General features: G+C 70.6%; 21 protein-coding genes. 12 read left to right on the top strand and 9 right to left on the bottom strand.

Features of this window, described 5'->3' with window-relative positions:
• Positions 1 to 4: 4 nt before the first annotated feature.
• The 5 genes from AB0D59_RS36185 (at position 5) to AB0D59_RS36165 (ending at position 4,955) form a co-directional block, all read left to right on the top strand.
• A complete protein-coding gene (locus tag AB0D59_RS36185; protein ID WP_362574760.1) occupies positions 5 to 1,369 on the top strand; it encodes a histidine kinase in 1,365 nt (454 codons plus the stop codon).
• Positions 1,366 to 2,031 (top strand): response regulator transcription factor, encoded by a 666-nt coding sequence (locus tag AB0D59_RS36180; protein WP_362574758.1) that lies wholly within the window; start codon positions 1,366 to 1,368, stop codon positions 2,029 to 2,031. The genes AB0D59_RS36185 and AB0D59_RS36180 overlap by 4 nt, the downstream gene beginning before the upstream one ends.
• A gap of 251 nt (positions 2,032 to 2,282) precedes the next feature.
• Positions 2,283 to 3,080: an MHYT domain-containing protein gene (locus tag AB0D59_RS36175; RefSeq protein ID WP_362574757.1), complete on the top strand. Its 798-nt coding sequence runs from the start codon at positions 2,283 to 2,285 to the stop codon at positions 3,078 to 3,080.
• A 140-nt stretch (positions 3,081 to 3,220) separates the two neighbouring features.
• A complete protein-coding gene (locus AB0D59_RS36170) occupies positions 3,221 to 3,691 on the top strand; it encodes a ricin-type beta-trefoil lectin domain protein (protein WP_362574756.1) in 471 nt (156 codons plus the stop codon).
• 52 nt (positions 3,692 to 3,743) lie between these two features.
• Entirely contained in the window at positions 3,744 to 4,955 is a 1,212-nt protein-coding gene (locus tag AB0D59_RS36165; protein ID WP_362574754.1) for a cytochrome P450, read from the top strand.
• Here AB0D59_RS36165 and AB0D59_RS36160 read toward each other — a convergent pair.
• The 4 genes from AB0D59_RS36160 to AB0D59_RS36145 form a co-directional block, all read right to left on the bottom strand.
• Positions 4,941 to 5,480: a hypothetical protein gene (locus AB0D59_RS36160; RefSeq protein ID WP_362574752.1), complete on the bottom strand. Its 540-nt coding sequence runs from the start codon at positions 5,478 to 5,480 to the stop codon at positions 4,941 to 4,943. The genes AB0D59_RS36165 and AB0D59_RS36160 overlap by 15 nt on opposite strands.
• A gap of 83 nt (positions 5,481 to 5,563) precedes the next feature.
• Complete coding sequence (locus AB0D59_RS36155) at positions 5,564 to 5,782, bottom strand: hypothetical protein (RefSeq protein WP_362574750.1); 219 nt, start codon at positions 5,780 to 5,782, stop codon at positions 5,564 to 5,566.
• Between the two features lie 48 nt (positions 5,783 to 5,830).
• Positions 5,831 to 7,399, bottom strand: a complete 1,569-nt coding sequence (locus AB0D59_RS36150) for an ABC transporter permease (protein ID WP_362574748.1) — start codon at positions 7,397 to 7,399, stop codon at positions 5,831 to 5,833.
• Positions 7,396 to 8,292 (bottom strand): ABC transporter ATP-binding protein, encoded by an 897-nt coding sequence (locus AB0D59_RS36145; RefSeq protein WP_362574746.1) that lies wholly within the window; start codon positions 8,290 to 8,292, stop codon positions 7,396 to 7,398. Before AB0D59_RS36145 ends, AB0D59_RS36150 begins: the two co-directional genes overlap by 4 nt.
• Positions 8,293 to 8,375: 83 nt before the next feature.
• On the opposite strand from AB0D59_RS36145, the gene AB0D59_RS36140 reads away from it, so the two are divergent.
• Positions 8,376 to 8,870, top strand: coding sequence for a MarR family transcriptional regulator (locus AB0D59_RS36140; protein WP_362574744.1), 495 nt, complete (start codon positions 8,376 to 8,378; stop codon positions 8,868 to 8,870).
• A gap of 7 nt (positions 8,871 to 8,877) precedes the next feature.
• Here the strand turns inward: AB0D59_RS36140 and AB0D59_RS36135 are convergent, their stop codons facing one another.
• The 3 genes from AB0D59_RS36135 to AB0D59_RS36125 all read right to left on the bottom strand — a co-directional run bounded on the left by AB0D59_RS36135 (position 8,878) and on the right by AB0D59_RS36125 (position 13,551).
• Complete coding sequence (locus AB0D59_RS36135; protein WP_362574742.1) at positions 8,878 to 10,938, bottom strand: NACHT domain-containing protein; 2,061 nt, start codon at positions 10,936 to 10,938, stop codon at positions 8,878 to 8,880.
• A complete protein-coding gene (locus AB0D59_RS36130; RefSeq protein WP_362574740.1) occupies positions 10,931 to 11,950 on the bottom strand; it encodes a DUF6801 domain-containing protein in 1,020 nt (339 codons plus the stop codon). The genes AB0D59_RS36135 and AB0D59_RS36130 overlap by 8 nt, the downstream gene beginning before the upstream one ends.
• 89 nt (positions 11,951 to 12,039) lie before the next feature.
• Entirely contained in the window at positions 12,040 to 13,551 is a 1,512-nt protein-coding gene (locus AB0D59_RS36125) for an APC family permease (protein ID WP_362574738.1), read from the bottom strand.
• Between the two features lie 160 nt (positions 13,552 to 13,711).
• On the opposite strand from AB0D59_RS36125, the gene AB0D59_RS36120 reads away from it, so the two are divergent.
• The gene (locus tag AB0D59_RS36120) at positions 13,712 to 15,094 is read left to right on the top strand and encodes an ethanolamine ammonia-lyase subunit EutB (RefSeq protein WP_362574736.1); all 1,383 of its coding nucleotides are present in this window, start codon (positions 13,712 to 13,714) and stop codon (positions 15,092 to 15,094) included.
• Positions 15,091 to 15,858: an ethanolamine ammonia-lyase subunit EutC gene (eutC, locus tag AB0D59_RS36115; RefSeq protein ID WP_362574734.1), complete on the top strand. Its 768-nt coding sequence runs from the start codon at positions 15,091 to 15,093 to the stop codon at positions 15,856 to 15,858. The genes AB0D59_RS36120 and eutC overlap by 4 nt, the downstream gene beginning before the upstream one ends.
• 225 nt (positions 15,859 to 16,083) lie before the next feature.
• Here the strand turns inward: eutC and AB0D59_RS36110 are convergent, their stop codons facing one another.
• A complete protein-coding gene (locus AB0D59_RS36110; RefSeq protein ID WP_362574732.1) occupies positions 16,084 to 16,923 on the bottom strand; it encodes a diacylglycerol kinase family protein in 840 nt (279 codons plus the stop codon).
• 197 nt (positions 16,924 to 17,120) lie between these two features.
• Between AB0D59_RS36110 and AB0D59_RS36105 the strand changes: the two genes are divergently transcribed.
• The 4 genes from AB0D59_RS36105 (at position 17,121) to AB0D59_RS36090 (ending at position 23,577) form a co-directional block, all read left to right on the top strand.
• A complete protein-coding gene (locus AB0D59_RS36105; protein ID WP_362574730.1) occupies positions 17,121 to 18,404 on the top strand; it encodes an adenylosuccinate synthase in 1,284 nt (427 codons plus the stop codon).
• 336 nt (positions 18,405 to 18,740) lie between these two features.
• Complete coding sequence (locus tag AB0D59_RS36100; protein WP_362574728.1) at positions 18,741 to 20,573, top strand: 5'-nucleotidase C-terminal domain-containing protein; 1,833 nt, start codon at positions 18,741 to 18,743, stop codon at positions 20,571 to 20,573.
• 284 nt (positions 20,574 to 20,857) lie between these two features.
• On the top strand, positions 20,858 to 22,201 hold the full coding sequence (locus AB0D59_RS36095) for a DUF3500 domain-containing protein (RefSeq protein ID WP_362574726.1): 1,344 nt from the start codon (positions 20,858 to 20,860) through the stop codon (positions 22,199 to 22,201).
• Positions 22,198 to 23,577, top strand: coding sequence for a HupE/UreJ family protein (locus tag AB0D59_RS36090; protein WP_362574724.1), 1,380 nt, complete (start codon positions 22,198 to 22,200; stop codon positions 23,575 to 23,577). The genes AB0D59_RS36095 and AB0D59_RS36090 overlap by 4 nt, the downstream gene beginning before the upstream one ends.
• On the opposite strand, the gene AB0D59_RS36085 is transcribed toward AB0D59_RS36090, so the two are convergent.
• Positions 23,540 to 24,397 (bottom strand): helix-turn-helix transcriptional regulator, encoded by an 858-nt coding sequence (locus AB0D59_RS36085; protein WP_362574723.1) that lies wholly within the window; start codon positions 24,395 to 24,397, stop codon positions 23,540 to 23,542. The two genes, AB0D59_RS36090 and AB0D59_RS36085, sit on opposite strands and share 38 nt — an antisense overlap.
• Positions 24,398 to 24,454: the final 57 nt, after the last annotated feature.

Raw genomic sequence — 24,454 nt, 5'->3', positions numbered from 1 at the left:
GTATGTGACCGAGACGACCCACACGAACTCCACGCCACCGGAGCCGCCGGACAGCGCGTTCGAGCCGTACAAGCCGCGCAGCCCGGAGTCCCGGGCGGCGATGGACGCCCTGCGCAGGCTGCGGCAGGACCTGTTCCACGACGCCTTCGCCTACCGCCCGCTTCCCCCGCTGAGCGGCGACCGCCCGTTCGTCCGCCGGCTCCCCGGCTGGCTGCGGGAGTACGCGGTCTGGACCCCGCATCTGGCGGTGGCCACGGCCGGCGGGGTGGCGCTGCTGGCGTCCGTCACGGACCGCCCGCAGGGGCAGATCGGGGCCCTGGTGTCCGGCCTGTTCGCGCTGGCGCCGGTCCTGCTCACGCTGGCGCGCCCGGTCGCCGCGTTCTGGCTGTCCCTGGTCGCGACCTGGGTCGGCGCCGTGCTGGGCAGCGCCTGGGACGAATGGCCCTGGGCGCCGGGGAACTTCATCTCCCACCTGGTGGTGCTCACGGTCGTGGCCGTCCGCACCCGCCCGCGCACGGCGGCCTGGATGTGGGTGTTCACCGCGCTCTACGGTTTCGCGGCTGTTTCGGCCTTCGGCGGGGGCCACTACGACGACAACGTCGGGCCGATGCTGGTGGTCTCCGCGATAGCCCTGCTCGCCGCCACCGTCCGGCAGATCCGCCGGGAGGCCGAACAGACGGTGACCGCCCAGCAGTCGGAGACGGCGCACGAGCGTTCCCGGCGCACGCTCCTCGAAGAGCGCACGACGATCGCCCGTGAACTGCACGACGTGGTGGCCCATCACATGTCCGTCGTCGCCATCCAGGCGGAGGCCGCCCCGTACCGGGTGAAGAACCCCCCGCCGGAGCTGGAGAAGGCGTTCGTCACGATCCGGGAGAACGCGGTGGCGGCGCTCACCGAGCTGCGCCGGGTCCTGGGCGTGGTCCGTGCCGAGGACTACGAGGCCCCGGACGCCCCGCAGCCCACCCTCGCCGACCTGGACGCGCTGCTCGCCAATGTGCGGGAGGCGGGCCTGGCCGTCGACAAGGGGGTGACCGGTGCGGTCCGTGAACTCCCGCAGGGCGTGGAGCTGTCGGCGTACCGCATAGTCCAGGAGGCTCTCAGCAACACCCTGCGCCACGCGCCGGGCGCGCCGGCCCGGGTGGAGATCGGATACGTGATCGGCGGCCTGGGCCTGCGCATAGTCAACGGCCCCGCCCCCCAGCCCGCCTTCCTCAAGCCCTCTCCCGGCGCCGGTCACGGCATCACCGGTATGCGGGAGCGCGTGTCGATGCTGAACGGCGAGATGACAGCGGCCCCGACGGCCGAGGGAGGCTACGAGGTGACGGTCTTCCTGCCGGCCGTCGCCCTTACCGAAGGTGATGCATGACCATCCGCGTACTGATCGCGGACGACCAGATGATGGTGCGCGAGGGCTTCTCGGTCCTGTTGAACGCGATGCCGGACATCGAGGTCGTCGGCGAGGCGGTCAACGGCCGTGAGGCGGTGGACCGCGTCCGTGAACTCGCCCCCGACGTGGTCCTGATGGACATCCGGATGCCCGAGCTGAACGGCATCGAGGCGACGCGGGAGATCGTGGCCGCCGACAGCATGGCGAAGGTTCTGGTGCTCACGACCTTCGACCTGGACGAGTACGTCTACCAGGCCCTGCGTGCCGGAGCCTCCGGCTTCCTCCTCAAGGACGCCTCGGCCCGCCAACTGGCCGACGGGGTGAGGGTGGTGGCGGCGGGTGAGGCCCTCCTGGCCCCCTCGGTCACCAGGCGCCTGATCACGGAGTTCGCCAAACTCTCCGACACGCCGCGCGTGATGCCCACGGCCCACGCGGCCTACGGCGACCTCACCGACCGCGAAACGGAGGTCCTCGTCCTCATCGCCCAGGGCCTCTCGAACGCGGAGATCGCCGAACGCCTGGTGGTGGCCGAGTCGACCATCAAGACCCATGTCAGCCGCATCCTGGTGAAGCTGGGCCTCAGGGACCGCACCCAGGCGGCGGTCTTCGCCTACGAGGCACGGCTGGTGACACCGGGCTAGCGGAAGAACTGGGGCGCACATGCCATAAGCATGATCGTTGTTGCGATTCGGTCGCGAGCCGTACAGCTGCGGACACAGTGTGCTCATATTGTGTTTGAATAGTGAAGGAATCGGCCAGATGGCTTGTTTCAGCTGCCCTGTTGATTCCCCTTCCTTCTTTCCCCCCTTCACTCCCCACTCTTTCGCTTCCCTCCCGCTCTCCCCGGCGGGAGGTGCCGGCGCCCCGTTTCGCGTGAAGAAAGTTGCCCGCGATGACCGCTGACGTGTCCGAGTTCCACTATGGCCTGATCACCCCGATAGTCGCGTATCTGATGGCATGTCTGGGTGCCGTGCTGGCCCTGCGCTGCACGACCCGTTCGATAGGCCGCGGGCGTGGCGAGAGGCGGCTGGGCTGGCTGGCCCTGGGGGCGATCTCCCTCGGCTGCGGGATCTGGACCATGCACTTCATCGCGATGATCGGCTTCAGCGTTGACGGCGCCCTGGTGAGTTACGACGCCGGCCGGACACTGCTGAGCCTCCTCGTCGCCATCGCGGTGGTCGCCGTCGGCGTCTTCCTGGTCGGCTACCGGGGCTCGGACCCCGTCACCCTGGGCGCCGCGGGCGTCCTCACCGGTCTCGGGGTGGCGGCGATGCACTACCTCGGCATGACGGCGGTGCACACCGGCGGCACCGTGCACTACGACGCCACGGTCGTCGTCCTCTCCGTGGTGATCGCCGTGCTCGCCGCGACCGCCGCGCTCTGGGCGGCGGTGTCGATCAGCGCGGTGTGGGCGACCGTCGTGGCCAGCCTGGTGATGGGCGCGGCCGTGTCGACCATGCACTACACCGGCATGGCCGCGGTGAGCGTCCATGTCGCCCAGATGCAGACGGGCGGCCAGTCCTCGACGAGCCTGCTGTCCTTCCTCCTGGTCATGCTGGCCGGCCCGGTCACGGCCCTGGTCCTGGCCGGGGCGATCGTCATGTTCGACCCCGAGGTCGTGGGCGGCCAATCCGACCGGCAGCCCACCGGTCGCCCGGCACCCGTGAGGACGCGGCGATTCACGCCCTGACGTGGCTTGAGCGGAGCTGCGCCACGCTCGGTGGCGCCCGCAACGATCACCTCAAGGCCGGTGAAACCGTTCCGCCAGTCGGGTGAAGCCCCTGCTCGCAGCCTTTTGGCGGACCATATGACCCCGCTACACCAGGACTCATGATCAAGTACCTGGAGCGCGGCCTGACCGCGCTCGCCCTGGCCGCTGTCCCCCTCCTTGTCACCGCCCTGCCCTTCCAGGCGACCGCGGTGCCGCAGTACTTCCAGATCACCACGCAGCTGAACGGCAAGTGCCTGGCCTCCAACGGCGACAACGTCGAGGTACAGACCTGCAACGCCGGCACCGGCAACCAGCTCTGGTACTGGTCGGGCAAGAAGCTCGTCAACGGCGCCGAGCAGCACTGTCTCGACGTGAAGAACGGCGAGGTCAACGCGGCGGCCCAGGTCGTCGGCGACTGCCACGGCCTGGCCAACCAGCGCTGGTACAAGGACGGCAGCTGGCTGCGCTCGGACGTCAACAGCCAGTGCCTGAGCATCCAGAACAACGGCGACCAGCGCGAGCACGCGGGGATCAACGTCCGCAACTGCGGCTCCAACACCTGGCAGTGGTGGACCCTGCCCAACCCGTAAGCCCCAAAGACACCCCTGGTCAGGAGGGGGACCGGCGGTCTAACGTCCGTCCATGGCAGCCTTCGACCCCTGGGACCCGGACTTCCTCGCCGACCCGTACCCCGCCTACGCCGAGCTCCGCTCCCGGGGCCGGGTGCAGTACTTCGAGCCCACCGACCAGTGGCTGGTCCCGCACCACGCCGACGTCTCGGCGCTGCTGCGGGACCGGCGGCTGGGGCGGGCGTACCAGCACCGGTTCAGCCACGAGGACTTCGGCCGGACCGCACCGCCGCCGGAGCACGAGCCGTTCCACACGCTCAACGACCACGGCATGCTCGACCTCGAGCCCCCGGACCACACCCGCATCCGCCGCCTGGTGTCGAAGGCGTTCACCCCGCGCACCGTCGAGCGGCTCAAACCGTACGTGGCGAAGCTCGCCGGCGAACTCGTCGACGACCTGGTCCACAAGGGTGGCGGCGACCTGCTCGCCGACGTCGCCGAACCACTCCCCGTCGCCGTCATCGCCGAGATGCTGGGCATCCCGGAGGCGGACCGGGCCCCGCTGCGGCCCTGGTCGGCGGACATCTGCGGCATGTACGAGCTGAACCCCTCGCAGGACACGGCCGTCAAGGCCGTCCGGGCCTCGGTGGAGTTCTCCGACTATCTGCGGGGGCTGATCGCCGAGCGGCGCGACGAGCCCGGCGAGGATCTCATCTCGGGGCTCATCGCGGCCCACGACGAGGGCGACCGGCTCACCGAGCAGGAGATGATCTCCACGGCCGTCCTGCTCCTCAACGCCGGCCACGAGGCGACCGTGAACGCCACGGTCAACGGCTGGTACGCGCTCTTCCGCAACCCCGCCCAGCTCGCCGCCCTCCGCTCAGACCACGCCCTGGTCCCCACCGCCGTGGAGGAGCTGATGCGCTACGACACCCCGCTCCAGCTCTTCGAACGCTGGGTGCTGGACGAGATCGAGATCGACGGCACGACGATCCCGCGAGGCGCGGAGATCGCGATGCTCTTCGGCTCCGCCAACCACGACCCCGAGGTGTTCCACCGCCCCGGGGAACTCGACCTGACCCGCAGCGAGAACCCCCACATCTCCTTCAGCGCCGGCATCCACTACTGCATCGGCGCGCCACTGGCCCGTATCGAGCTGGCGGCCTCGATGACGGCCCTGCTGGAGAAGGCCCCGACGCTGAGCCTCGCGGAAGAGCCGCAACGCAAGCCCAACTTCGTCATCAGGGGGCTGGAGGGTCTGCGGGTGACGTCAGGCGGCTCCTAGGCGGCGTGCCGCGCGCAGGACTTCCTGGACCGCGCCCGGGTGCTCCAGCTGGAGGAGGCCGGCCTCCTGGCCCTGGTGGAAGACGCGCAGCCGGGGCCCGTCGACCAGCAACCGCAGGCCGTTCCAGGGGTAGGTCCACAGCAGGTCGGCGTGCTCCCAGAGTTGCAGGTTCCGGGTGGTCAGCCGCAGCTGGTAGGGAGCGTTCTCGTAGGGCGTCGGCTGGCGTGCCGGGGTGAACGGCGGCTTCACGGTGTAGGTGCTCAGCAGAGCTTCGCCGGGTTCCAGCGTCTCCTTGCGGATCCTGTTCTCACGGCCTGTCCCGGCCCCCGCCCACGCGGCGAAGCCGGCACACAGTGCGGTGAACGGCCAGATGGTCCACCAGGGGAGATGGGCGTTGTAGCCCTGGAAGAGGAGTCCCGCGCCGGCCGCGCAACCGGCCACGCAGGCACCGGACACGGCTGCCCGGCGTATCCGCCGCTGCCTCTGTCCCTCCGCGGTTCCGCGCTCCGTCAGCTGCCGTGCCATCTGGCTCCCCCTCCGGATCGTCCGGATCAACGTTGTGGCAGAAGACACGGCGAGCCGGAAAATGGTTGCACCGTGCAGGCTTCTCAGCGGCCGATGCGCCGGACCAGGGCCCAGACGCAGAGGGACACGGCGATCCCGCCGAGGACCGCCAGCGGCAGTTCGGCGTAGAGCACGCTCCAGTCAGGGGTCTGTTCGAAGCGCGAGAACCGGTGCCGGAAGTCGACGGTCCACACGGCGAGTCCCGCACCGGCGCCGACGGCCGCCGTCAGGCAGCCCGCCACGGCCTGCATACGTTGTCCCATGCCCGGGAGGGACGTGTGCGGGCCGGGCGAGGTTCCCGGGGCCGGCCGTCAGGTCGTGAGGTCCCGCCTGCGCAGCCCCGCCAGTCCCGCGCCCGTCAGCGCCGCCGCCAGCCCGGTGAGGATCAGCACCGGCCCCCATGCCGTCTCCCCGCCCGGCAGCTTCGGCAGATGTGCGAAGGGGGACAGGTCCAGGACGAGCTGCGGGGCGTCCAGTGCCGGGCCCACCCAGCCGATCAGCAGCACTGCCACCGCCACGCCCCAGGCCGCCGGGGCCAGCCGGGGGGCGACGCCGTAGAGGAGCAGCGTCAGGCCGCCGATCAGCCAGATCGCCGGGAGTTGTACCAGGCAGGCGCCCAGGACCGGGCCCACCTCCTTGCCGTAGCCGACCGCGAAGCCCAGGCCCGCCAGCAGCATGATCAGGGCCGAGCCGCCGAAGGCGATCGCCAGATGCCCGGCCGCCCAGCGCAGTCGGCCCACCGCACAGGCCAGCAGGGGTTCGGCGCGGCCCGAGGTCTCCTCACCGTTCAGGCGCAGGACGGACGCCACGACGTACAGCGCGGCGACCAGGCCCAGCATCCCGACCATCGAGGCGAGGAACGCGTTCGTCAGCCCGCTCCGGCCGCCCATCCGCTCGAAGATCTCACGGGCGTTGGCGTTGTCGCCGACGAGGTCGGCGGCACCGTCCGTCAGTCCGCCGAAGACGATCCCCGCCAGGAAGAAGCCGAGCGACCAGCCGAGCACCCCGCCCCGCTGGAGGCGCCAGGCCAGGGCGGCGGCGGAGCCGAGGCGGCCGGCGGCCGGGCCGGGGCGGGTGGGGAAGAAGCTCATGCCCAGGTCGCGGCGGCCGGCCAGGACGTAGGCCACTGCCGCCTGCACCAGCACCGCTGCCGCGAAGAGCGCCAGCACCCACCAGCGTTCGGCCGCGAACGGGCGCAGGTTCTCCAGCCAGCCCAGGGGGGACAGCCACGTCAGTGGTGACGAGCCGTCGTCCGTCGCCGAGTCGCCTGCCGCGCGGAGCACGAAGGCCGCGCCCAGGAGGGCCGACGTCAGGCCCCTGGCCAGGCGTGCGCTCTCGGTCAGCTGGGCGACGATCGCCGTCATCGTCGCGAAGACCATGCCGGTCGCGGCCAGTCCGAGCCCGAAGGACAGTGCCCCGGCGGCCCCCTGTCCCGCCAGGCCCGCTGTGATCAGCAGGGCCAGTACGGCGTTCGCGACCAGAGCCGCCAGCAGGGCCGCCGTCAGCGACGCCCGGCGGCCCACCGCGCCCGAGGCCAGCAGTTCCGCGCGGCCGGTCTCCTCCTCGTCGCGGGTGTGCCGTACGACGATGAGCAGGCTGGTCACGGCCGCGAGGAGACCGGCGTACACGCCCACCCGCCACGCCGTCAGACCGCCCAGCGAGGTGTCATGGAGCGGGCCGATCAGGGCCCGGAAGGACGCGTTGGTCCCCAACTGGCGGACGAGATGGGTGCGTTCGGACTCCGTGCCGTACAGGGTCTTCAGCGTGTTCGGCATGGAGAGGACCATCAGCGCGTTCACCGCGATCCACACCGGGGTCGTCAGGCGGTCGCGGCGCAGCGCGAAGCGCAGCAGGGTGCCGGTGCCCGTGAGGGTGGTCATCGGACGGCCGCCTCGTCCTGGTAGTGGCGCAGGAAGAGTTCTTCCAGGGTAGGCGGGGTGGAGGTCAGGGAGCGCACCCCGGTCTCGGTCAACGAGCGCAGGACGGAGGTGAGTTGCTCGGAGTCGACCTGGAGGCGGACACGGTGGCCCTGGACGTCGAGGTCGTGCACGCCGGGGAGGTGGGCCAACCCGTTGGGCGGACCGGCGAGTTCGGCGGTCACGCTGGTGCGGGTGAGATGGCGCAGGTCGGCGAGTGAACCGGACTCGACGGTACGGCCGTTACGGATGATGCTGACGCGGTCGCAGAGTTCCTCGACCTCGCTCAGGATGTGGGAGGAGAGCAGGATCGTACGGCCGCGGTCGCGCTCCTCCTCCACGCAGCGCTGGAAGACCTCCTCCATCAGGGGGTCCAGGCCGGAGGTCGGCTCGTCCAGGATCAGCAGGTCCACGTCCGAGGCGAACGCGGCGACCAGGGCGACCTTCTGGCGGTTGCCCTTGGAGTAGGTGCGGCCCTTCTTGGTGGGGTCCAGTTCGAAGCGGTCCAGCAGTTCGGCGCGGCGACGCGCATCGAGCCCGCCGCGCAACCGGCCGTAGAGGTCGATGACCTCGCCGCCCGAGAGGTTGCGCCAGAGGGTCACGTCGCCGGGGACGTAGGCGATCCTGCGGTGCACCTCCACGGCGTCCTGCCAGGGGGCGCGGCCGAGGATCTGCGCGGCGCCGGAGTCCGGGCACAGCAGGCCGAGCAGGACCCGGATGGTCGTGGACTTCCCGGCGCCGTTGGGGCCGAGGAAGCCGTGCACCTCGCCGGACTCGACGTCCAGGTCGAGGCCGTCCAGGGCCTGGGTGCGGCCGAAGGACTTGTGCAGCCCGGCGACCGTGATTGCCTTCGTCATGGTTCAGAACGTACGCTGTCTTCAGAAAGTTGTGAAGTTAAGGAAGCGTAGAAAGTGAGTGAAGCCCGGATAGGCTGGTGACCATGACTACGGATGCGGTGGGCCGCGATCAGGAGGCCGTCTCGAAGTTCGTGGAGAGCTTCGCGGCGCAGCTCGTGGAGGCCGGGATGCAGCGCATGCCGGCCCGGATCTTCGCAGCCCTGTTGTCCTCCGACTCGGGCACCCTGACCTCGGCGGAGCTGGGGGAGCAGTTGCAGGTCAGCCCGGCGGCGGTGTCCGGCGGGGTGCGCTTTCTGGCCCAGCAGCACATGGTCGCGCGCGAGCGGGAGCCGGGGTCGCGGCGGGAGCGGTACCGGGTGCACAGCAACCAGTGGTACGAGGCTCTCACCAGCCGGGATGCCGTGATCAAGCGATGGGAGGGCGCGCTGCGGGAGGGCGTGAGCAGCCTCGGCGCCGACACCCCGGCGGGACGGCGGATGGCCGAGACGCTCGCGTTCTTCGAGTTCGTGGACGGGGAGATCGTGGAGATGATGGAGCGGTGGCGGGTGCACCGGGACGAGCTCTTCGGGCGGGACTGAGGTGCCCTCAGGGTTTCTCGTCGAGTGCCGTCAACTGCTCCTGCAACCGTCCGTGCCGGAACTGGTACACCGCCCCCGCCCGCCGCAACGCCCGTCGGTCGCACGCGTCCTCGAGGAACGTGACCAGCCGCCAGGGCAGCCGGCCCGTCAACGGCAGCCAGACGCGGGCCAGCGCGACCCACTGCCCCCACGCGGTCAGACAGAGCCCGTACCCGAGGCCGCCGGCGAACGCGCCCTCGATGCCGAAGACGAGGCCCAGCTGGATGCTGCGGAGCGGGGTCTCGGTGAAGCTGCCCGAGAACCAGGCGATGAAGCCGAACACGAGCGCCCAGACGAGGATGTGGGCGTGCACGTTCCTGCGGTTCATCCGCAACAGGCCGACGCAGCTCACGGACTTGTTCACGTCGACCGTTGCCTCCAGCCAGGCCGTGATGCCGAGCACCAGTCCGGTCCCGAGACCCACGATGAGCGGGAACTGGGCCGCGGACACCAGCCCGCCGCCGAGCCCGTCATCGAGGCCGAGCCAGGGCACGACGGAGCGGTCGACGGCGACGATGGCGACCGCGCCCGCCAGCGCGACCAGTGAACCGATGGTGATTCTGCTCAACAGCTTCTCCCCCAGCTGCCGTTGGGCATCGCGGCGGAGCGTGATCTCGATCGGTGACGGTTTCAGCAGGTCGTTGCCGCTCGCCCGGTGGTAGATGAATCCGAACGCCGCGCCGAGCAGCAGCCCGTGCAGCGAGCCGACGACCAGCCCGCGCCGGACGGCGAAGCCGAGCCCGTGCGAGGTGGCGACCAGATCGACGGGGATGTTCCCGATCGCGGTGACGACGGCGAAGGACAGGCCCGCGAGGAACGCGATCACGGCCGTGCGCTGCCGGAGCGGCAGCGTCGTGCCGAGTTCCCACCAGGCCAGGTTGTGGGTCTTGCGCTGCTCCAGATCGTGGGCGAGGTAGGTGAGCCAGCGTTGCGCGCGTCGTGCCTGCGCCGGGCGCCGGTACACCGAGGGCAGGAACGCGGTGAGAAGGTGCTGCTCAAGGCGGTCCGGGGTCGGGAACTCCGCGGCGTCCAGCAGCGCATCGGGGCCGCTGGTGCCGCGCTCGCCGTGGACGGCCGCGGCCAGGGCGACCATCAGCGGTGTGGAGAGCGCCTGGCGCAGTGGACCGTAAGGGTTGGCGTCCATGTCGGCCAGCACCGGGTCCCACGCCGACTTGGCGTCCGGGGGACTGCTGAACCGGAGATATGTCACCGAGTCGGCCGGGGGCAGGTCGACCAGTCGTACGACGGCGGCCTTGTGCAGCCCCCTGCCCCTGACCGCGTTCTTGTACTGGCCGTAGCGGCTGGTGAGGACGAACGGCATGGATGTCTCGGAGAGTTGCCGCAGCGCGGCGCCGCGGAGGCTTCTGGGGATCTCGTCGAAACCGTCCAGGACGGGCAGGATCAGCCCCGCGCTCACCAGCTTCTCGGCCAGCGTCATCCCGCCGTCGGAGGCGACGGCGGTCAGCCAGGGCTGGTCACGGCCCAGCTGGTGGCTCAGCCGCTCGTTCAGCGGTTCCGCTTCCGGGTTCCACGAGGCGAGGCTGAAGATCTCCGGTACGGGTGCGCCACGGGGGCGTCTCTTCAGCCACTGCAGTACGAACTGCATGCCCAGCACGCTCTTTCCCGAGCCGGCCCTGCCCAGCACCACCAGGCGGCCGGACGGGATGCTCCCGTAGAACGCGGCGATCCCGTCCAGACCTCCGCTCAGGTTCCCCTCGCGCGCGTCTTCCCAGACGAGTTCCGGGTGATCCCTCGCCAACGCCTTGTCGTCCGGAGGTTCCCAGCGCACGGGCAGCAGCTGGGGATCCCGGATGCCGAGCTGTGTCTCCTCGTCCTGCCGGCGTTGCCGGACGAACTCGGCCAACTGGTCCGCCTTCGCCGCCAGCCCGTGCTGAGGCTGCTCGGGGGAGCCGTAATTGTTGTTCTGCACCCCGATGGATCCGGCGACGGTCAGTGGGCCCTCGCCGTAGTTGTTCGCGTTGGTGATGTGACGAGGCTGCTCCTCCTCGCCCGCCGTGCCCTCAGCCATCGGCACCTCGGCGCCGCCGGAACCACATCGCGCTGCCCACCGCGGCCAAAGCCACCACCAGCACGCCGGCCGCCGCGCGCAGCAGGACCGGGAAGGCCGTGCGGTCCTGCGCGCTGGAGCGGCGGTCGGAGTCGGCCTTGGGCGCGGCGAAGGTCGGAGCGCCGCCCGATGCCGATGCCGTACCGCTCGCGGTGACCGAGCCGCTCGGGTCGGGACTGCGGGAGGCACCCGGATGAGTTCCCGAGGTCCCCTGACTTCCCTGAGCCCCCGCCCTCGCTCCTGACCCCGACCCGTAGCCTGACCCCGACCCGGAGCCAGACCCCGACCCCGCCCCGGAGCCATGGCCCCCACCCCCCGTCCCCGACGTCGTGGGCGAGGGCTGCCGCTGTGCCTTGGGCAGGATCCGGAACGACGCCAGAACCCTGTCCTGGTCCGAGTCCACGCCGCACGACGCGTTCACCGTGTGCAGCACTGTCTCGCTGCCGTCCGCCTGCCTCGGCGTGATGCTCAGGTCGATCGCGCCGACGACGATCGTCGCGATGCCCGCCTTGGTGAAGGTCAGCGACGGCGCGGTCCCGTTCGCCGGGACCGTCATCGACCCGGAGGACGGGATCTGGGTCACGGGCACGTCCATCGGCATGGTGACGGGGACGTTCCCCTGCGGCGCGGCCACGACGGCGGTCACCTTCGCCGTGCCCTCGAGGCTTGCCGCGCCGGCCAGCCGCAGTGCCTGCGGGATGAGCGCCCCGACCGTCGCCGACGCGGTCACCGGCAGTCGGGGCGTGGGCCGGCCGACCACGTGGGTGTCCGAGACGTTCCACACGACCGAGGCTGTCATCGGCTGGCCGCCGATGACGTCGAAATCGCAGGTGTACTGGAAGGTGCGGGGAGCGGATGCCGCGCTCGCGGTCCCGGGTGTGACGACGAGGACGACGCCGGCGGCCCATGCGGCGACCGTACGTCCGGCTGCTGCGGCGACGACCCTACGCCCCGCTGGTAATTCACCTGGCATGGACGCACCGTACGGACGCGGGTGCGAGGCGTCAGCCCGGACAGTGGAACCTTCACTCCGCTTCCACGAACCGTCGCACCCGTGCGCCCCTACCGCTCCTTGGTCTCCTCCAGCACCGTCCGCCCCAGCAGCGCGTACCGCTCGGGCGAGCGGCGCTTGAGGTACTGCGCGTAGCCGACGCCCGCCGCCGCCACCAGTGCCACCAGCCACGGCGTCGCCTTCAGTACCGGCGAGCCGGACTCCGAGCCGGCCGCGACGCTCATGTTGGACACCAGGAGCAGCACCACCGCGAGCATCGCGATGCCGCCGACGAGCGGGGCGGTGAAGGTCCTGAACCAGTGCCGGCTCTCGGGGTGGTTGTTGCGGAAGTAGACCAGCACCGCGAACGAGCACACCGCCTGCACGACCAGGATCGCCATCGTGCCGAGGATGGCGAGCAGGACGTAGAGGGCGTTGGCCGGGTCCTTGCTCGTGGCCCAGAACCCGACGATCAGCACCGCGCTCACCACCGTCTGCACCAGGCCCGCGATGTGCGGAGAGCCGTGCTTGGCGTGGGTGCGGCCGACGGTGTTCTTCAGCGAGGGGAGCACGCCCTCGCGGCCCAGGGCGTACATGTAGCGGGAGGCGCAGTTGTGGAAGGCCATGCCGCAGGCGAGCGAGCCGGTGATCATCAGCCACTGCATGAGGTCGACCGCCCAGTGGCCGACGTAGTGCTCGGTGGGGTTGAAGAACAGGGCGAGCGGGTTCGCCGACGAGGCGACCTTGACGGCCTCCGTCTCGCCGTTGCCGATGATGGCCATCCAGGAGACGAAGACGTAGAAGACGCCGACGCCCAGGACGCTGATCATCGTGGCCTTGGGGATGATCTTCTTCGGGTCGCGGGACTCCTCGCCGTACATCGCCGTCGACTCGAAGCCGACCCACGACCAGAAGGCGAAGAAGAGACCGAGGCCGGCCGACGTGCCCTTGAAGGCGTTGACCGGGTTGACCGGGCCGAAGGTGAAGCCGTGCGGGCCGCCGCCGTGCAGGGCGACCGAGATCGCCATCGCCGCGAGGACGGTCACCTCGGTGCCGAGCAGGACCACGAGGAGCTTCTCGGCGACCGAGACGCCGAACCAGGTGCCCGTCGCGTTGACGGCGAGCATCAGCAGCGCGAAGGCCCACCACGGGATGTCGAGTCCCGTCTGGTCCTTGAAGGTTCCGGTGGCGAAGGTCGAGAAGATGCCGATCAGCGCGGGCTCGAACACGGCGTAGGCGAAGGTGGCGAGCAGCCCCGACGCCAGGCCCGCCGTGCGGCCGAGACCGTAGGAGATGAAGCCGTAGAAGGCGCCCGTCGACGTGATGTGCTTCGCCATCGACGTGAATCCGACGGAAAAGATTGCCAGGACGACCATTGCGACGAGATAGCTCGCCGGGGCCCCGATGCCGTTGCCCGACGACACCATGAAAGGCACGTTGCCGGTCATCGCGGTGATCGGAGCGGCGGTCGCGACGGCCATGAAGACCACCCCGAGCAGGCCGATCGCGTTGGGCTTCAGCCGGTGGACCGCGCCCTCGCCGTCTGTCTTCGTCGCCGGGGCGACTCCCTCGTCCACTGCCATCGGGGTGGCCCCTCTCCTGCTGTTCGCTGGCTGTACTGGACCGGAACTCTGTAGCCCGAATGAGTCGGTAGAGGGTCTCGGGGCGTTAAATGTTTGTCAACCAGACCTTTAGAAATCTGACGCAATCTGTCGGCAACACCCGGCTCGTACGGTCGCCGCCATGAGCACGTACACGGCCACCCTCGGCGGCGAACGCCACCGCTTCGACTCCCTGGCCCGTCTGCTGGCCGCCGCGAGCCCCGAACGCTCCGGCGACCGGCTGGCCGGCCTCGCCGCCGCGAGCGCGCGGGAGCGGGTCGCGGCCCGCTGGGCGCTCGCCGAGGTACCCCTCGCCACCTTCCTGACCGAGCCGGTGATCCCGTACGAGACCGACGACGTGACCCGGCTGATCCTCGACACCCACGACCCGGTGGCGTTCGCGCCGGTGGCCGGGCTGACGGTCGGCGAGTTCCGGGAGTGGCTGCTGGCGGCGGACACCGGATCCCTGGCCGCGGTGGCGCCCGGCCTCACCCCGGAGATGGCCGCCGCCGTGTCCAAGCTGATGGGGAACGCGGACCTGGTGGCCGTCGCCCGCAAGGTGCGGGTGGTCACCGCCTTCCGCTCCACGATCGGCCTGCCGGGGAGGCTGGCCACGCGCCTCCAGCCGAACCATCCCACCGACGACCCGGCGGGCGTCGCGGCCGCCCTCCTCGACGGCCTCCTTCTCGGCTCCGGCGACGCGGTGATCGGCATCAACCCGGCGACGGACAGCCCGAAGGCGGTACGCGACCTGCTGGAACTCCTCGACGGCGTGATCGGCCGCTACGCCATCCCCACCCAGTCCTGCGTCCTCTGTCACGTCACGACGAGCGTGGACCTGATGGAGCGCGGCGCCCCGGTCGACCTCGTCTTCCAGTCCATCGCCGGTACGCAGGCGGCGAACGCCTCCTTCGGGGTGACCCTCGGCCTGCTCGACGAGGCGTACGAGGCGGCCCGTGGGCTGGGGCGGGGGACGGTCGGCGACCACGTCATGTACTTCGAGACCGGGCAGGGCAGCGCCCTGTCGGCGGACGCGCACCACGGTGTGGACCAGCAGACGGTGGAGGCGAGGGCGTACGCCGTGGCCCGCCGCTACCGGCCCCTCCTGGTGAACACCGTCGTCGGGTTCATCGGCCCGGAGTACCTCTACGACGGCCGCCAGATCCTCCGGGCCGCCCTGGAGGACCACTTCTGCGGCAAACTCCTCGGCCTGCCCATGGGCCTGGACATCTGCTACACGAACCACGCCGACGCCGATGACGACGACATCGCCACCATGCTGACCATGCTCGCCGTCGCGGGCGCCTCCTTCGTGATCTGCACACCGGGCGGCGACGACATCATGCTCAACTACCAGTCCGCGTCCTACCACGACGCGCTCTACCTGCGGGAGGTGCTCGGCCTGCGCCCGGCGCCGGAGTTCGAGGCGTGGCTGGAGTCGATCGGGCTGCTGGCCGAGGACGGCGGCGTGCGCGAGGTCAGCGGCCATCCGCTGACGGCGATCGGAAGGGAGCTGGCCGCATGACCGAGGTGACCGCCAACGGAACCGACGACCTGTGGCCGCTGCTGCGCCGCCACACCCAGGCCAGGATCGGCCTCGGCCGCTCCGGCTCCGCCCTCCCCACCCGCCACCGGCTGGGCCTCCAGGCCGCGCACGCGGCCGCCCGGGACGCGGTGCACTCACCGTTCGACCCGGACGCGGTGGCGGCGGGCCTGGCGGGGCTGCCGACGGTACGGGTCCGCAGTGCGGCCGGCGACCGGCTGACCTACCTCCAGCGCCCCGACCTGGGCCGCCGCCTGCACCCCACGGACCGGGCGCACCTGCCGGCCGGTGACTGGGATGTCGCCTTCGTCGTCGCCGACGGGCTGTCCAGCCGGGCGGTGCACGAGCACGCGGCGGCGGTGGTGCGGGCCACGGCGACCCGCCTCCCCGACTGGCGCGTCGCCCCGGTCGTCCTGGCCGAACAGGCCCGGGTGGCCCTCGGCGACGACGTCGCCCACACGATGGGTACGGCCCTGGTGGTCGTCCTGATCGGCGAACGCCCCGGCATGTCGGCGGCGGACTCCCTCGGCGCGTACCTGACGTACCGGCCGGTCCCGGGCCTGACCACGGACGCGGACCGGAACTGCCTGAGCAACATCCGGCCGCCGCTGGGGCTGACCTACGAGGTGGCGGCGGGGAAGCTGGCGGATCTGCTGAGGAGGGCGCGGGAGCTGGAGGTCACGGGCGTGGCGCTGAAGGACGAATCCGCATCCGAGCACGGGAACATACCCGAGCGGACCCACTGAGCCACGGCTGGCCGGCGACCGGGAGAGCTCTCCTGAGCCGCGGTCGGCCCGCGGCGCGGGGAGCTCTCCTGTGCCGCGGCCGACCCGCGGCCCGGGGAGTTCTCCTGAGCCGCGGTCGGCCCGCGGCGCGGGGGGTTCTCCTGAGCCGCGGTCGGCCCGCGGCCCGGGGAGTTCTCCTGCGTCGCGGGGCGACCCGGGAAGTCCCCTGCGTCGCCGAGCCCGCTGCTACGAGGCCCCCGGCACCGTAAGCCCCCAGGCCCCCTCCACCACCCGCCAGGTGCGCCGCCGTACCGGACCCGCCACCGCCACGTCGGTCCGGTACCGGAAGTCCGCGCCCGTCACCGTCACCGTCCGCCCGGCGGCCCGTATCGGTGTCGCCTCCGCGCCCACCGACAGCGGCCGCACCTCCACCTCGGCCAGCCCGTCACGGCGGCCGGGCGTCACCGAGATCCCCTCCACCGCCTGGTCGAGGTCCACCACCGTCTCCCCGTCGACCTCGACCCGCAGCCGCGCGGGCCCCAGGCGGGGCACGGCCTGGGCCGGGCGGGCGGACAGGGACCGTACGAGGGTCTGGTACGGCCGTAGCCACCCCCGGGCCGCGACCGCCTCCGCGGCCCCCGGCACGGCCGCCAGCGGCGGGATCCGCAGTGCGCCGAGCACCACCCCGTCGCTGTCGTCGACCAGCAGGTCCAGGCGCCGTTCCACGCCGTCCAGGACCGCCCGCGCCGCCGCCACCGCCCCGGTGGGCACCCCCAGCGCGTGCGCGACGCCCAGCGCGCCCCCCACCGGGACCACGGACAGCACACATTCGGCCAGCTCCCGCTGCCGGTGCAGAAAGGTCACCGCACGGATCAGCGCGCCGTCGTCGCCCACCACCACCGGCCGCCGCGACCCCCTGCGGGAAAGTACCCGGGCGAATTCCTCGGGGCCGTCCGGCAGACACACCTTCGTGGTCGCACCCGCGCTGAGCACGTCTTTCACGATCCGGACGGACTCACCGTCCGTCTGCCGTGCCGCCGGATCGATGATCACCAGCAGCTGATCGGACGTCGCGAATGTCGCCACCTCGGTCGTGCCTCGCTTCCTCGGGTAGCATCACTGTGCAAGAGCCCCTTGCGCTATTGCGCCAGGGGCTTCGTCTATTCCGGGGCATCCGGTCCGACGGTTGTGCGGCCAACGACGGTCGCGGTGGTACGCGGCGCCGAACCTTACGCGTACGCCCCTGACCTTGGACATGCCCCGCCCGGAAGGGGTGTACGCGCGTGCCCGCACTTGTGCTGCTCGGTGCTCAGTGGGGTGACGAAGGCAAGGGAAAGGCGACGGATCTGCTAGGCGGCTCCGTCGACTACGTGGTGCGTTACCAAGGTGGCAACAACGCCGGCCACACGGTCGTCGTCGGCGACCAGAAGTATGCGCTCCACCTCCTCCCTTCCGGAATCCTCTCGCCTACTTGTGTTCCGGTCATCGGCAACGGTGTCGTCGTCGACCCGTCGGTCCTGCTCTCCGAGCTGAGCGGTCTGAACGAGCGTGGCGTCGACACGTCCAAGCTCCTGATCAGCGGTAACGCACACATCATCACGCCGTACAACGTCACCGTCGACAAGGTGACGGAACGCTTCCTCGGGAAGCGGAAGATCGGCACGACCGGGCGCGGCATCGGCCCGACCTACGCGGACAAGATCAACCGCGTCGGCATCCGGGTCCAGGACCTCTACGACGAGTCGATCCTGACCCAGAAGGTCGAGGCGGCCCTCGACGTCAAGAACCAGATGCTCACCAAGCTCTACAACCGGCGTGCGATCGCCATCGAGCAGGTCGTCGAGGAACTGCTGGGCTACGCGGAGAAGCTCGCTCCGTACGTCGCCGACACGGTCCTGGTCCTCAACCAGGCCCTGGAGGAGGACAAGGTCGTCCTCTTCGAGGGCGGTCAGGGCACGCTCCTGGACATCGACCACGGCACGTATCCCTTCGTCACCTCGTCCAACCCGACGGCCGGCGGTGCCTGCACCGGCTCCGGCGTGGGCCCGACGAAGATCAGCCGGGTCATCGGCATCCTCAAGGCCTACACGACCCGCGTCGGCGCCGGCCCGTTCCCGACCGAGCTGTTCGACGAGGACGGCGAGGCGCTGCGCCGGATCGGCGGCGAGCGGGGTGTCACCACCGGACGGGACCGCCGTTGCGGCTGGTTCGACGCGGTGATCGCCCGCTACGCGACCCGCGTGAACGGCCTGACCGACTTCTTCCTCACCAAGCTCGACGTCCTCACCGGCTGGGAGCAGATCCCGGTCTGCGTGGCGTACGAGATCGACGGCAAGCGCGTCGAGGAGCTGCCGTACTCGCAGACCGACTTCCACCACGCGAAGCCGGTCTACGAGACGCTGCCCGGCTGGTCCGAGGACATCACCAAGGCGAAGTCCTTCTCGGACCTCCCGAAGAACGCCCAGAACTACGTCAAGGCGCTGGAGGAGATGTCCGGCGCCCCGATCTCCGCGATCGGCGTGGGCCCGGGCCGCGACGAGACGATCGAGATCAACTCGTTCCTGTAGAGCCCTCGGGACCGTACGACGGCTGCAGAGCCCTCGGGACGGCACGACGGCGCCCCCGGTGACGACCACCGGGGGCGCCGCCGGTCAGGCCCTGGCTCTCAAGTGGAAGTGCCAACCAACTGCGGTGACACTGAGGTTGACGGGCGGACGGCGGGCCGACTGCGGGCGGTGGCCGGCGTGGGCAGGTCGGCCCGGCATGTTCATTCCTGCCCATTCCTTGACCCTGCCATGGGTTGTTCCTGGTTCCCGGAAGGCGGGCGTGCGGCAAGCATCTACGCGGGTAGCCCGCCGCCCCGCACGCCACGCCCGTCCTCACCGCCCTTCCAGGAGTCCTGAATGCCCGTCAATCCCATGAACCGCCGTGAGTTCGTGCAGAAGTCGGCCGTCACCGGCGCCGCCGTGGCCGTCGCGGGAACCGTCGGCGCCGGCAGCGCCCAGGCCGCCGAGTCCGGGCACGGCCATGCCAAGCCCCCGAAGGCGCCCAAGACCTGGTCCTTCTCCATCCTGGGCACCACCGACCTGCACAGCCACGTCTTCAACTGGGACTACTACACCAACGCGGCGCCCGTCGACGCCAAGGGCAACACCTACGGGATCGCCCGCATCGCCACCCTGGTGAAGAACATCCGCAAGGAGAAGGGCGAGGGCCGGGTCCTCCTCGTCGACGCCGGCGACATCATCCAGGGCACCTCCCTCGCCTCGTACTACGCGAGCGTCGACCCGATCACGGGCAAGGACGGCAAGCGCGGCCCCAAGCACCCCATGGCGATCGCCATGAACGAGATGCGCTACGACGCGGCCGCCCTCGGCAACCACGAGTTCAACTACGGCATAGAGGTCGTCCGCACCTTCGAGAAGCAGTGCGACTTCCCGCTGCTCGGCGCCAACGCCCTGGACGCCAAGACGCTCAAGCCCGCCTTCCGGCCCTACACCGTCAAGCACATCAAGGTCCCGCACGGCCCGGACATCAAGGTCGGCATCCTCGGCCTCACCAACCCGGGCATCGCCCTGTGGGACAAGGACAACGTCTCCGGGAAGATGGCCTTCACCGGCCTGGTCGAGCAGGCGAAGAAGTACGTCCCGCGGCTGCGCGCCCTCGGCTGTGACGTCGTCTTCCTCACCGACCACTCGGGCCTGGACGGCTCGACCTCGTGGGGCGACGAACTCCCCTACGTGGAGAACGCGTCGAACCTGGTCGCCGAGCAGGTGCCCGGCATCGACGCGATCCTCGTCGGCCACACCCACGTCGACGTCCCGACGTACACGGTGAAGAACGCGGAGACCGGCGAGGACGTCCTGCTGTCCGAGCCGTACTGCTACGGCTACCGCCTCTCCGTCTTCGACTTCGAGCTGGAGTGGGAGCACGGCTCCTGGAAGGTCACCAAGAAGACCGCCACCACCCTGAACAGCAACACAGTCGCGGAGGACCTGCGGATCACCGAACTCCTCACCGCCGACCACGAGTTGGTGGTCAAGTACGTCAACACCGCGATCGGCACCAGCACCGTGGCGATGTCGACGGCTCAGGCCTGCTGGAAGGACGTCCCCGCCATCGACTTCATCCAGCAGGTCCAGATGGACGCGGTGAAGGCGGGCCTGTCGGCGGCGGACGCCGCGCTCCCGCTGATCTCGGTGGCCGCGTGCTTCAGCCGCACGGCCACCATCCCGGCCGGTGACGTGACGATCCGCGACGTGGCGGGCCTGTACGTCTACGAGAACACCCTGTACGGCAAGAAGCTCACCGGCGCCCAGCTCAAGGACTACCTGGAGTACGCGGCGAAGTACTACCACCAGGTCCCGTCCGGCACGGCGGTCGACACCGCGACCCTCACCAACGCCAACAGCTTCTGGGACTACATGTACGACATGGCGGCCGGCGTCGACTACGAGATCGACATCGCGGCGGCCGAGGGCTCGCGCATCAAGAACCTGACCTACAACGGCACCGCGGTCGCCGACGACCAGGTCTTCGTCGTCGCCGTCAACAACTACCGTGCCAACGGCGGCTCCGGCTACCCGCACATCGCCGCCGCGGAGATCGCCTACAGCTCCACCAACCAGGTCCGCGACCTGATGGTCGCCTACGCCACGGCGAAGGGCAGCATCGACCCGTCGACGTTCGCGGCGACCAACTGGAAGCTGACGCAGGGCGGGACGCCCGTCTTCTAGCGCCTCGCCGGTTCGTCGTGTGGTGGCCCCACCCTCGGGTGGGGCCACCACTTTTTCTTTTCCCTGGACAAGAGAAACCTGTCGATTTCATTTGTGGATTCCATTGTTTCTGTGAATCCTGAAAATCTTGGACCGGCTGTAATTCGACACCGTTATCCGGTCGGGTTTTTCGCATTGAGTGTCAACATTGTTGTTGGTAATGTCCGCCGTGCTTTCCCTCGATCTTCCGTCCAAGCCAACGGGTACCTCCGTGTGGCTAGTTCGGCATGCCAAAGGAGTAGTACATGAGCAAAGAGAGAACCCGTACGGTCCGCTCCAGGCGGACTCGGAGGGCCGTACTCGGAGCCGCCGCGGCTCTGGCGCTGGTCGGCGGTGGATTCGCCGTGGCAAATGCGGCCACGGCCGGCAGTGAGAAATCGGCCGCGGGCGTCCAGCGTCCGGTCGACAAGCACGCCGAGGGCACCGCGGCCGTCGTCAGCGCCGCCAACGCCTTCCTCAACACCCTGACCTCCGACCAGCAGGCCTCGACCCTGCTGGACTTCTCCCAGGCGAACGCGACCGCCTGGTCGAACCTCCCCTGCGGCGGGACCTGCCGCCCCGGCATCCAGTTCAGCACGCTGTCGGACGACCAGCTGGCCGCCGCCGAGCACCTGCTGAAGCTGGCCCTGGGCACCGGCAAGGACACCGGTTACGAGCACGTCCTGCAGACCCTCAAGGCCGACGACGTGCTCGCCTCGGCCGAGAGCACCAGCTCCGCCTCCGCCGCGCCGACGGACGCGCCCACGGCGTCCGACTCGGCCACGGCGTCCGACTCGGCCTCGGCGTCCGACTCGGCCTCGGCGTCCGACTCGGCCTCGGCATCCGACTCGGCCTCGGCCGACCCCTCCGCCACGGCCACCGACACGGCGTCCGCCGCCGCCCCGACCGGCGCCCCGCCCTCCGGCGGTACCGGCGGCGGCCCGGGCGGCTTCTCGTACGGCAGCGGCTCCTACTACCTGGCGTTGCTCGGCACCCCGTCCAAGTCCGGCTCCTGGCAGCTGCACTTCGGCGGCCACCACCTCGCGGTGAACATCACGTACAAGGACGGCAAGGTCTCCGGCGCGAGCCCCTTCTTCACCGGCGTCGAGCCGACCAGCTGGACCGCGGACGACGGCACCACGTACACGCCGCTGGCGAAGTTCCGCAACGGCCTGCTGAAGCTGACCGGCAGCCTGAGCACCGCGCAGCTGGCCGAGGCCAAGCTGTCGGAGTCGTTCGGCGACGTACTGCTCGGTCCCGGCAAGGACGGCGACTTCCCGGAGACCAAGGAGGGCATCAAGGTCAGCGAGCTGTTGCCGAAGCAGAAGAAGCTGGTCCTGGCGGCGATCCACCCCTGGATCGCGGACGTGGACGACGCCACCGCCGCGCAGCTGATGAAGACGTACGCGAAGGAACTCGACCAGACCTACGTCTCCTACTCCGGCGGCACCGGCCTGGACACCCAGGGCGACTACGTGCGCATCGACGGTCCCAGCGTGTGGGTCGAGTTCGTCGTACAGAACGGCGTCGTGTTCCGGGACCAAGTCCACTACCACACCGTGTACCGGGACCACACCCGCGACTACGGAAACGAGTTCTCCTTCTCATGACCGGACCGCGACTCTGGCTGACCACAGTGCTCCGCCTGGTGGCCGGGATCGCGATCGCGGTACCGGCGGCGCTCCTGCTCGGGGCGTCGCCGGCCGCCGCGCATCCGATGCCGCACTCGGTGGTGCAGCTGGACGTGTACAGGTCCTCGGTGTCCGCGCGGCTGGAGCTGCCGGTCTCCGACCTCTCCCGGGCCAGCGGCATCGACCTGGACGACGTCACCGGCAAGGCCGTCCCGGCCGCGCGGGCCAAGGCGATCCGTACCTACCTCGCCCGGCACATCCACCCGACCACGACCGGCGGGAAGGCGTGGCGGGTCGGCATCGGCGCGATGCGTCTGAGCGCCACCCAGCAGACGTCCACCGGTCCGTACCGCGAACTGACCGTCGCCGCGGTCCTCACCCCGCCCGCCGGCGCCGACGTACGCCACTTCACCTTCCGCTACGACGTGATCGTGCACCAGGTCGTCACCCACGTCACTCTTGTGACGGTCCGCCAGGACTGGGCGAACGGCCAGGTCGACGGCAAGGGCACCACCCAGGTCGGCACGATCGAGATCGACGTCCGGCACATGAAGGTCCCGGCCCTGAAGGTCGACCTCGGCCCCGGCAGCGCCTGGCGCGGCTTCGTCGCTATGGTCGAACTCGGCGGCAACCACATCCTGACCGGCACCGACCACCTCCTCTTCCTGCTGATCCTGCTCCTGCCGGCCCCCCTGGCGGCGACCGGCGGCCGCTGGACCGGACTGGTGGGCCCTCGCAAGGCGCTGGCCCGCATCGGCGGCATCACCCTCGCCTTCACCGCGGGCCACTCGGTCGCCCTGGCCGCCACCGCCCTGGGCCGCCTCCAGATCCCGTCCTGGCCGGTGGAGGCGTTCATCGCGGCGAGCATCCTGGTCGGCGCGATCCACGCGATCCGCCCGCTCTTCCCCGGCCGGGAGGCGATCGTGGCAGGCGTCTTCGGCCTGGGCCACGGCATGGCGTTCTCCTTCGTCCTGGCCGAAATGCACCTCTCCACCGGCCAGTTGGTGACCAGCCTGCTCGGCTTCAACCTGGGCATCGAGCTGGTCCAGCTGCTGCTGGTCTGCCTCGCCCTGCCCTCGCTCCTGGTCCTGGCCCGGCTGCGCGTCCAGCCCGCACTCCGCCTGACCGGCGCGGCGCTCACGGGCGTGGCGGCCCTCGGCTGGCTGGTCGACCGCCTCGGCTTGGCCAACCCCGTCGCTCGCGCGGCCGACAGCGCCGGCGCCCACACCACGCTGCTCCTGATCACACTCGCGCTGGCCGCACTCACCAGCGCCGGGTGGACCCTGGCCACCCGCCTGCGCGGCACCCCACAGGGGCTCAGGCCCCGATGGCGTGCAGACCCGGGCCGATCATGAGTCTACGCAGGGCCGCCTCGGCCGCCGGGTCGGCCGGGGTGACGGCGATCAGGCACTGGTCCGAGTCGTCGAGGGTGGCCAGCGTGTCGTAGCAGACGGCCAGTTCGCCGACGACCGGGTGCCGGAGGCGTTTGCGGCCGTGGGCGCGCTGCTGCACCGTGTGGTCGTCCCACCATGCGGTGAACTCCACGCTGCGGCCCCGCAGTTCGGCGATCACTTCACGCAGCCGGGGGTCGTCCGGGTGGCGGGCCAGGTTCGCCCGCAGGTTGCCGACCGTCTCGCGGGCCACTCGGGCCCAGTCCAGCTGGACCTCGCGCATCCCCGGCTCCAGGAACAGCACGCGCGCGGTGTTGCCGGTGATCTCCCCGGCGGTGCCGAAGTCCGCGCCGAACAGGGCCGTCGCGGCCGCGTTGTGCGCCAGCACGTCGAAACGGAAGTCCACGACATACGCCGGGAGCAGTGGCATCCCCGCCAGCAGCACACGCAGCGAGTCGCCGACCGGAGCGGACAGGTGCCGGGTCACCGGGGTCTCGTCCCGCGCGAGGAGATGCAGATGGTGCTGCTCGGAGGGCGACAGCCGCAGCGCCTGGGCCACCGCGTCCAGCACGGCGGCACCCGGGGTGCCGACCCGGCCCTGCTCCAGCCGGATGTACCAGTCGATACTGACGGCGGCGAGCTGCGCCACCTCCTGCCGCCGCAGCCCCGGCGTCCGGCGCCGGCCCAGCTCCGGCAACCCGACGTCCTCGGGCCGCAGCCGCGCCCGCATGGCACGCAGGAACTCACCCAGTTCCGCCCGCCTCGATGCCCGGTCGCTCGCCATGCCCGCCATGATCCTGACCCGTGCCGTGCCCTGTCGACCCCGGATCCTGGCATCCCG

Source organism: Streptomyces sp. NPDC048417 (assembly GCF_040651615.1).
GTDB lineage: Bacteria > Actinomycetota > Actinomycetes > Streptomycetales > Streptomycetaceae > Streptomyces.
This window is presented reverse-complemented; position numbering and strand designations above follow the sequence as displayed.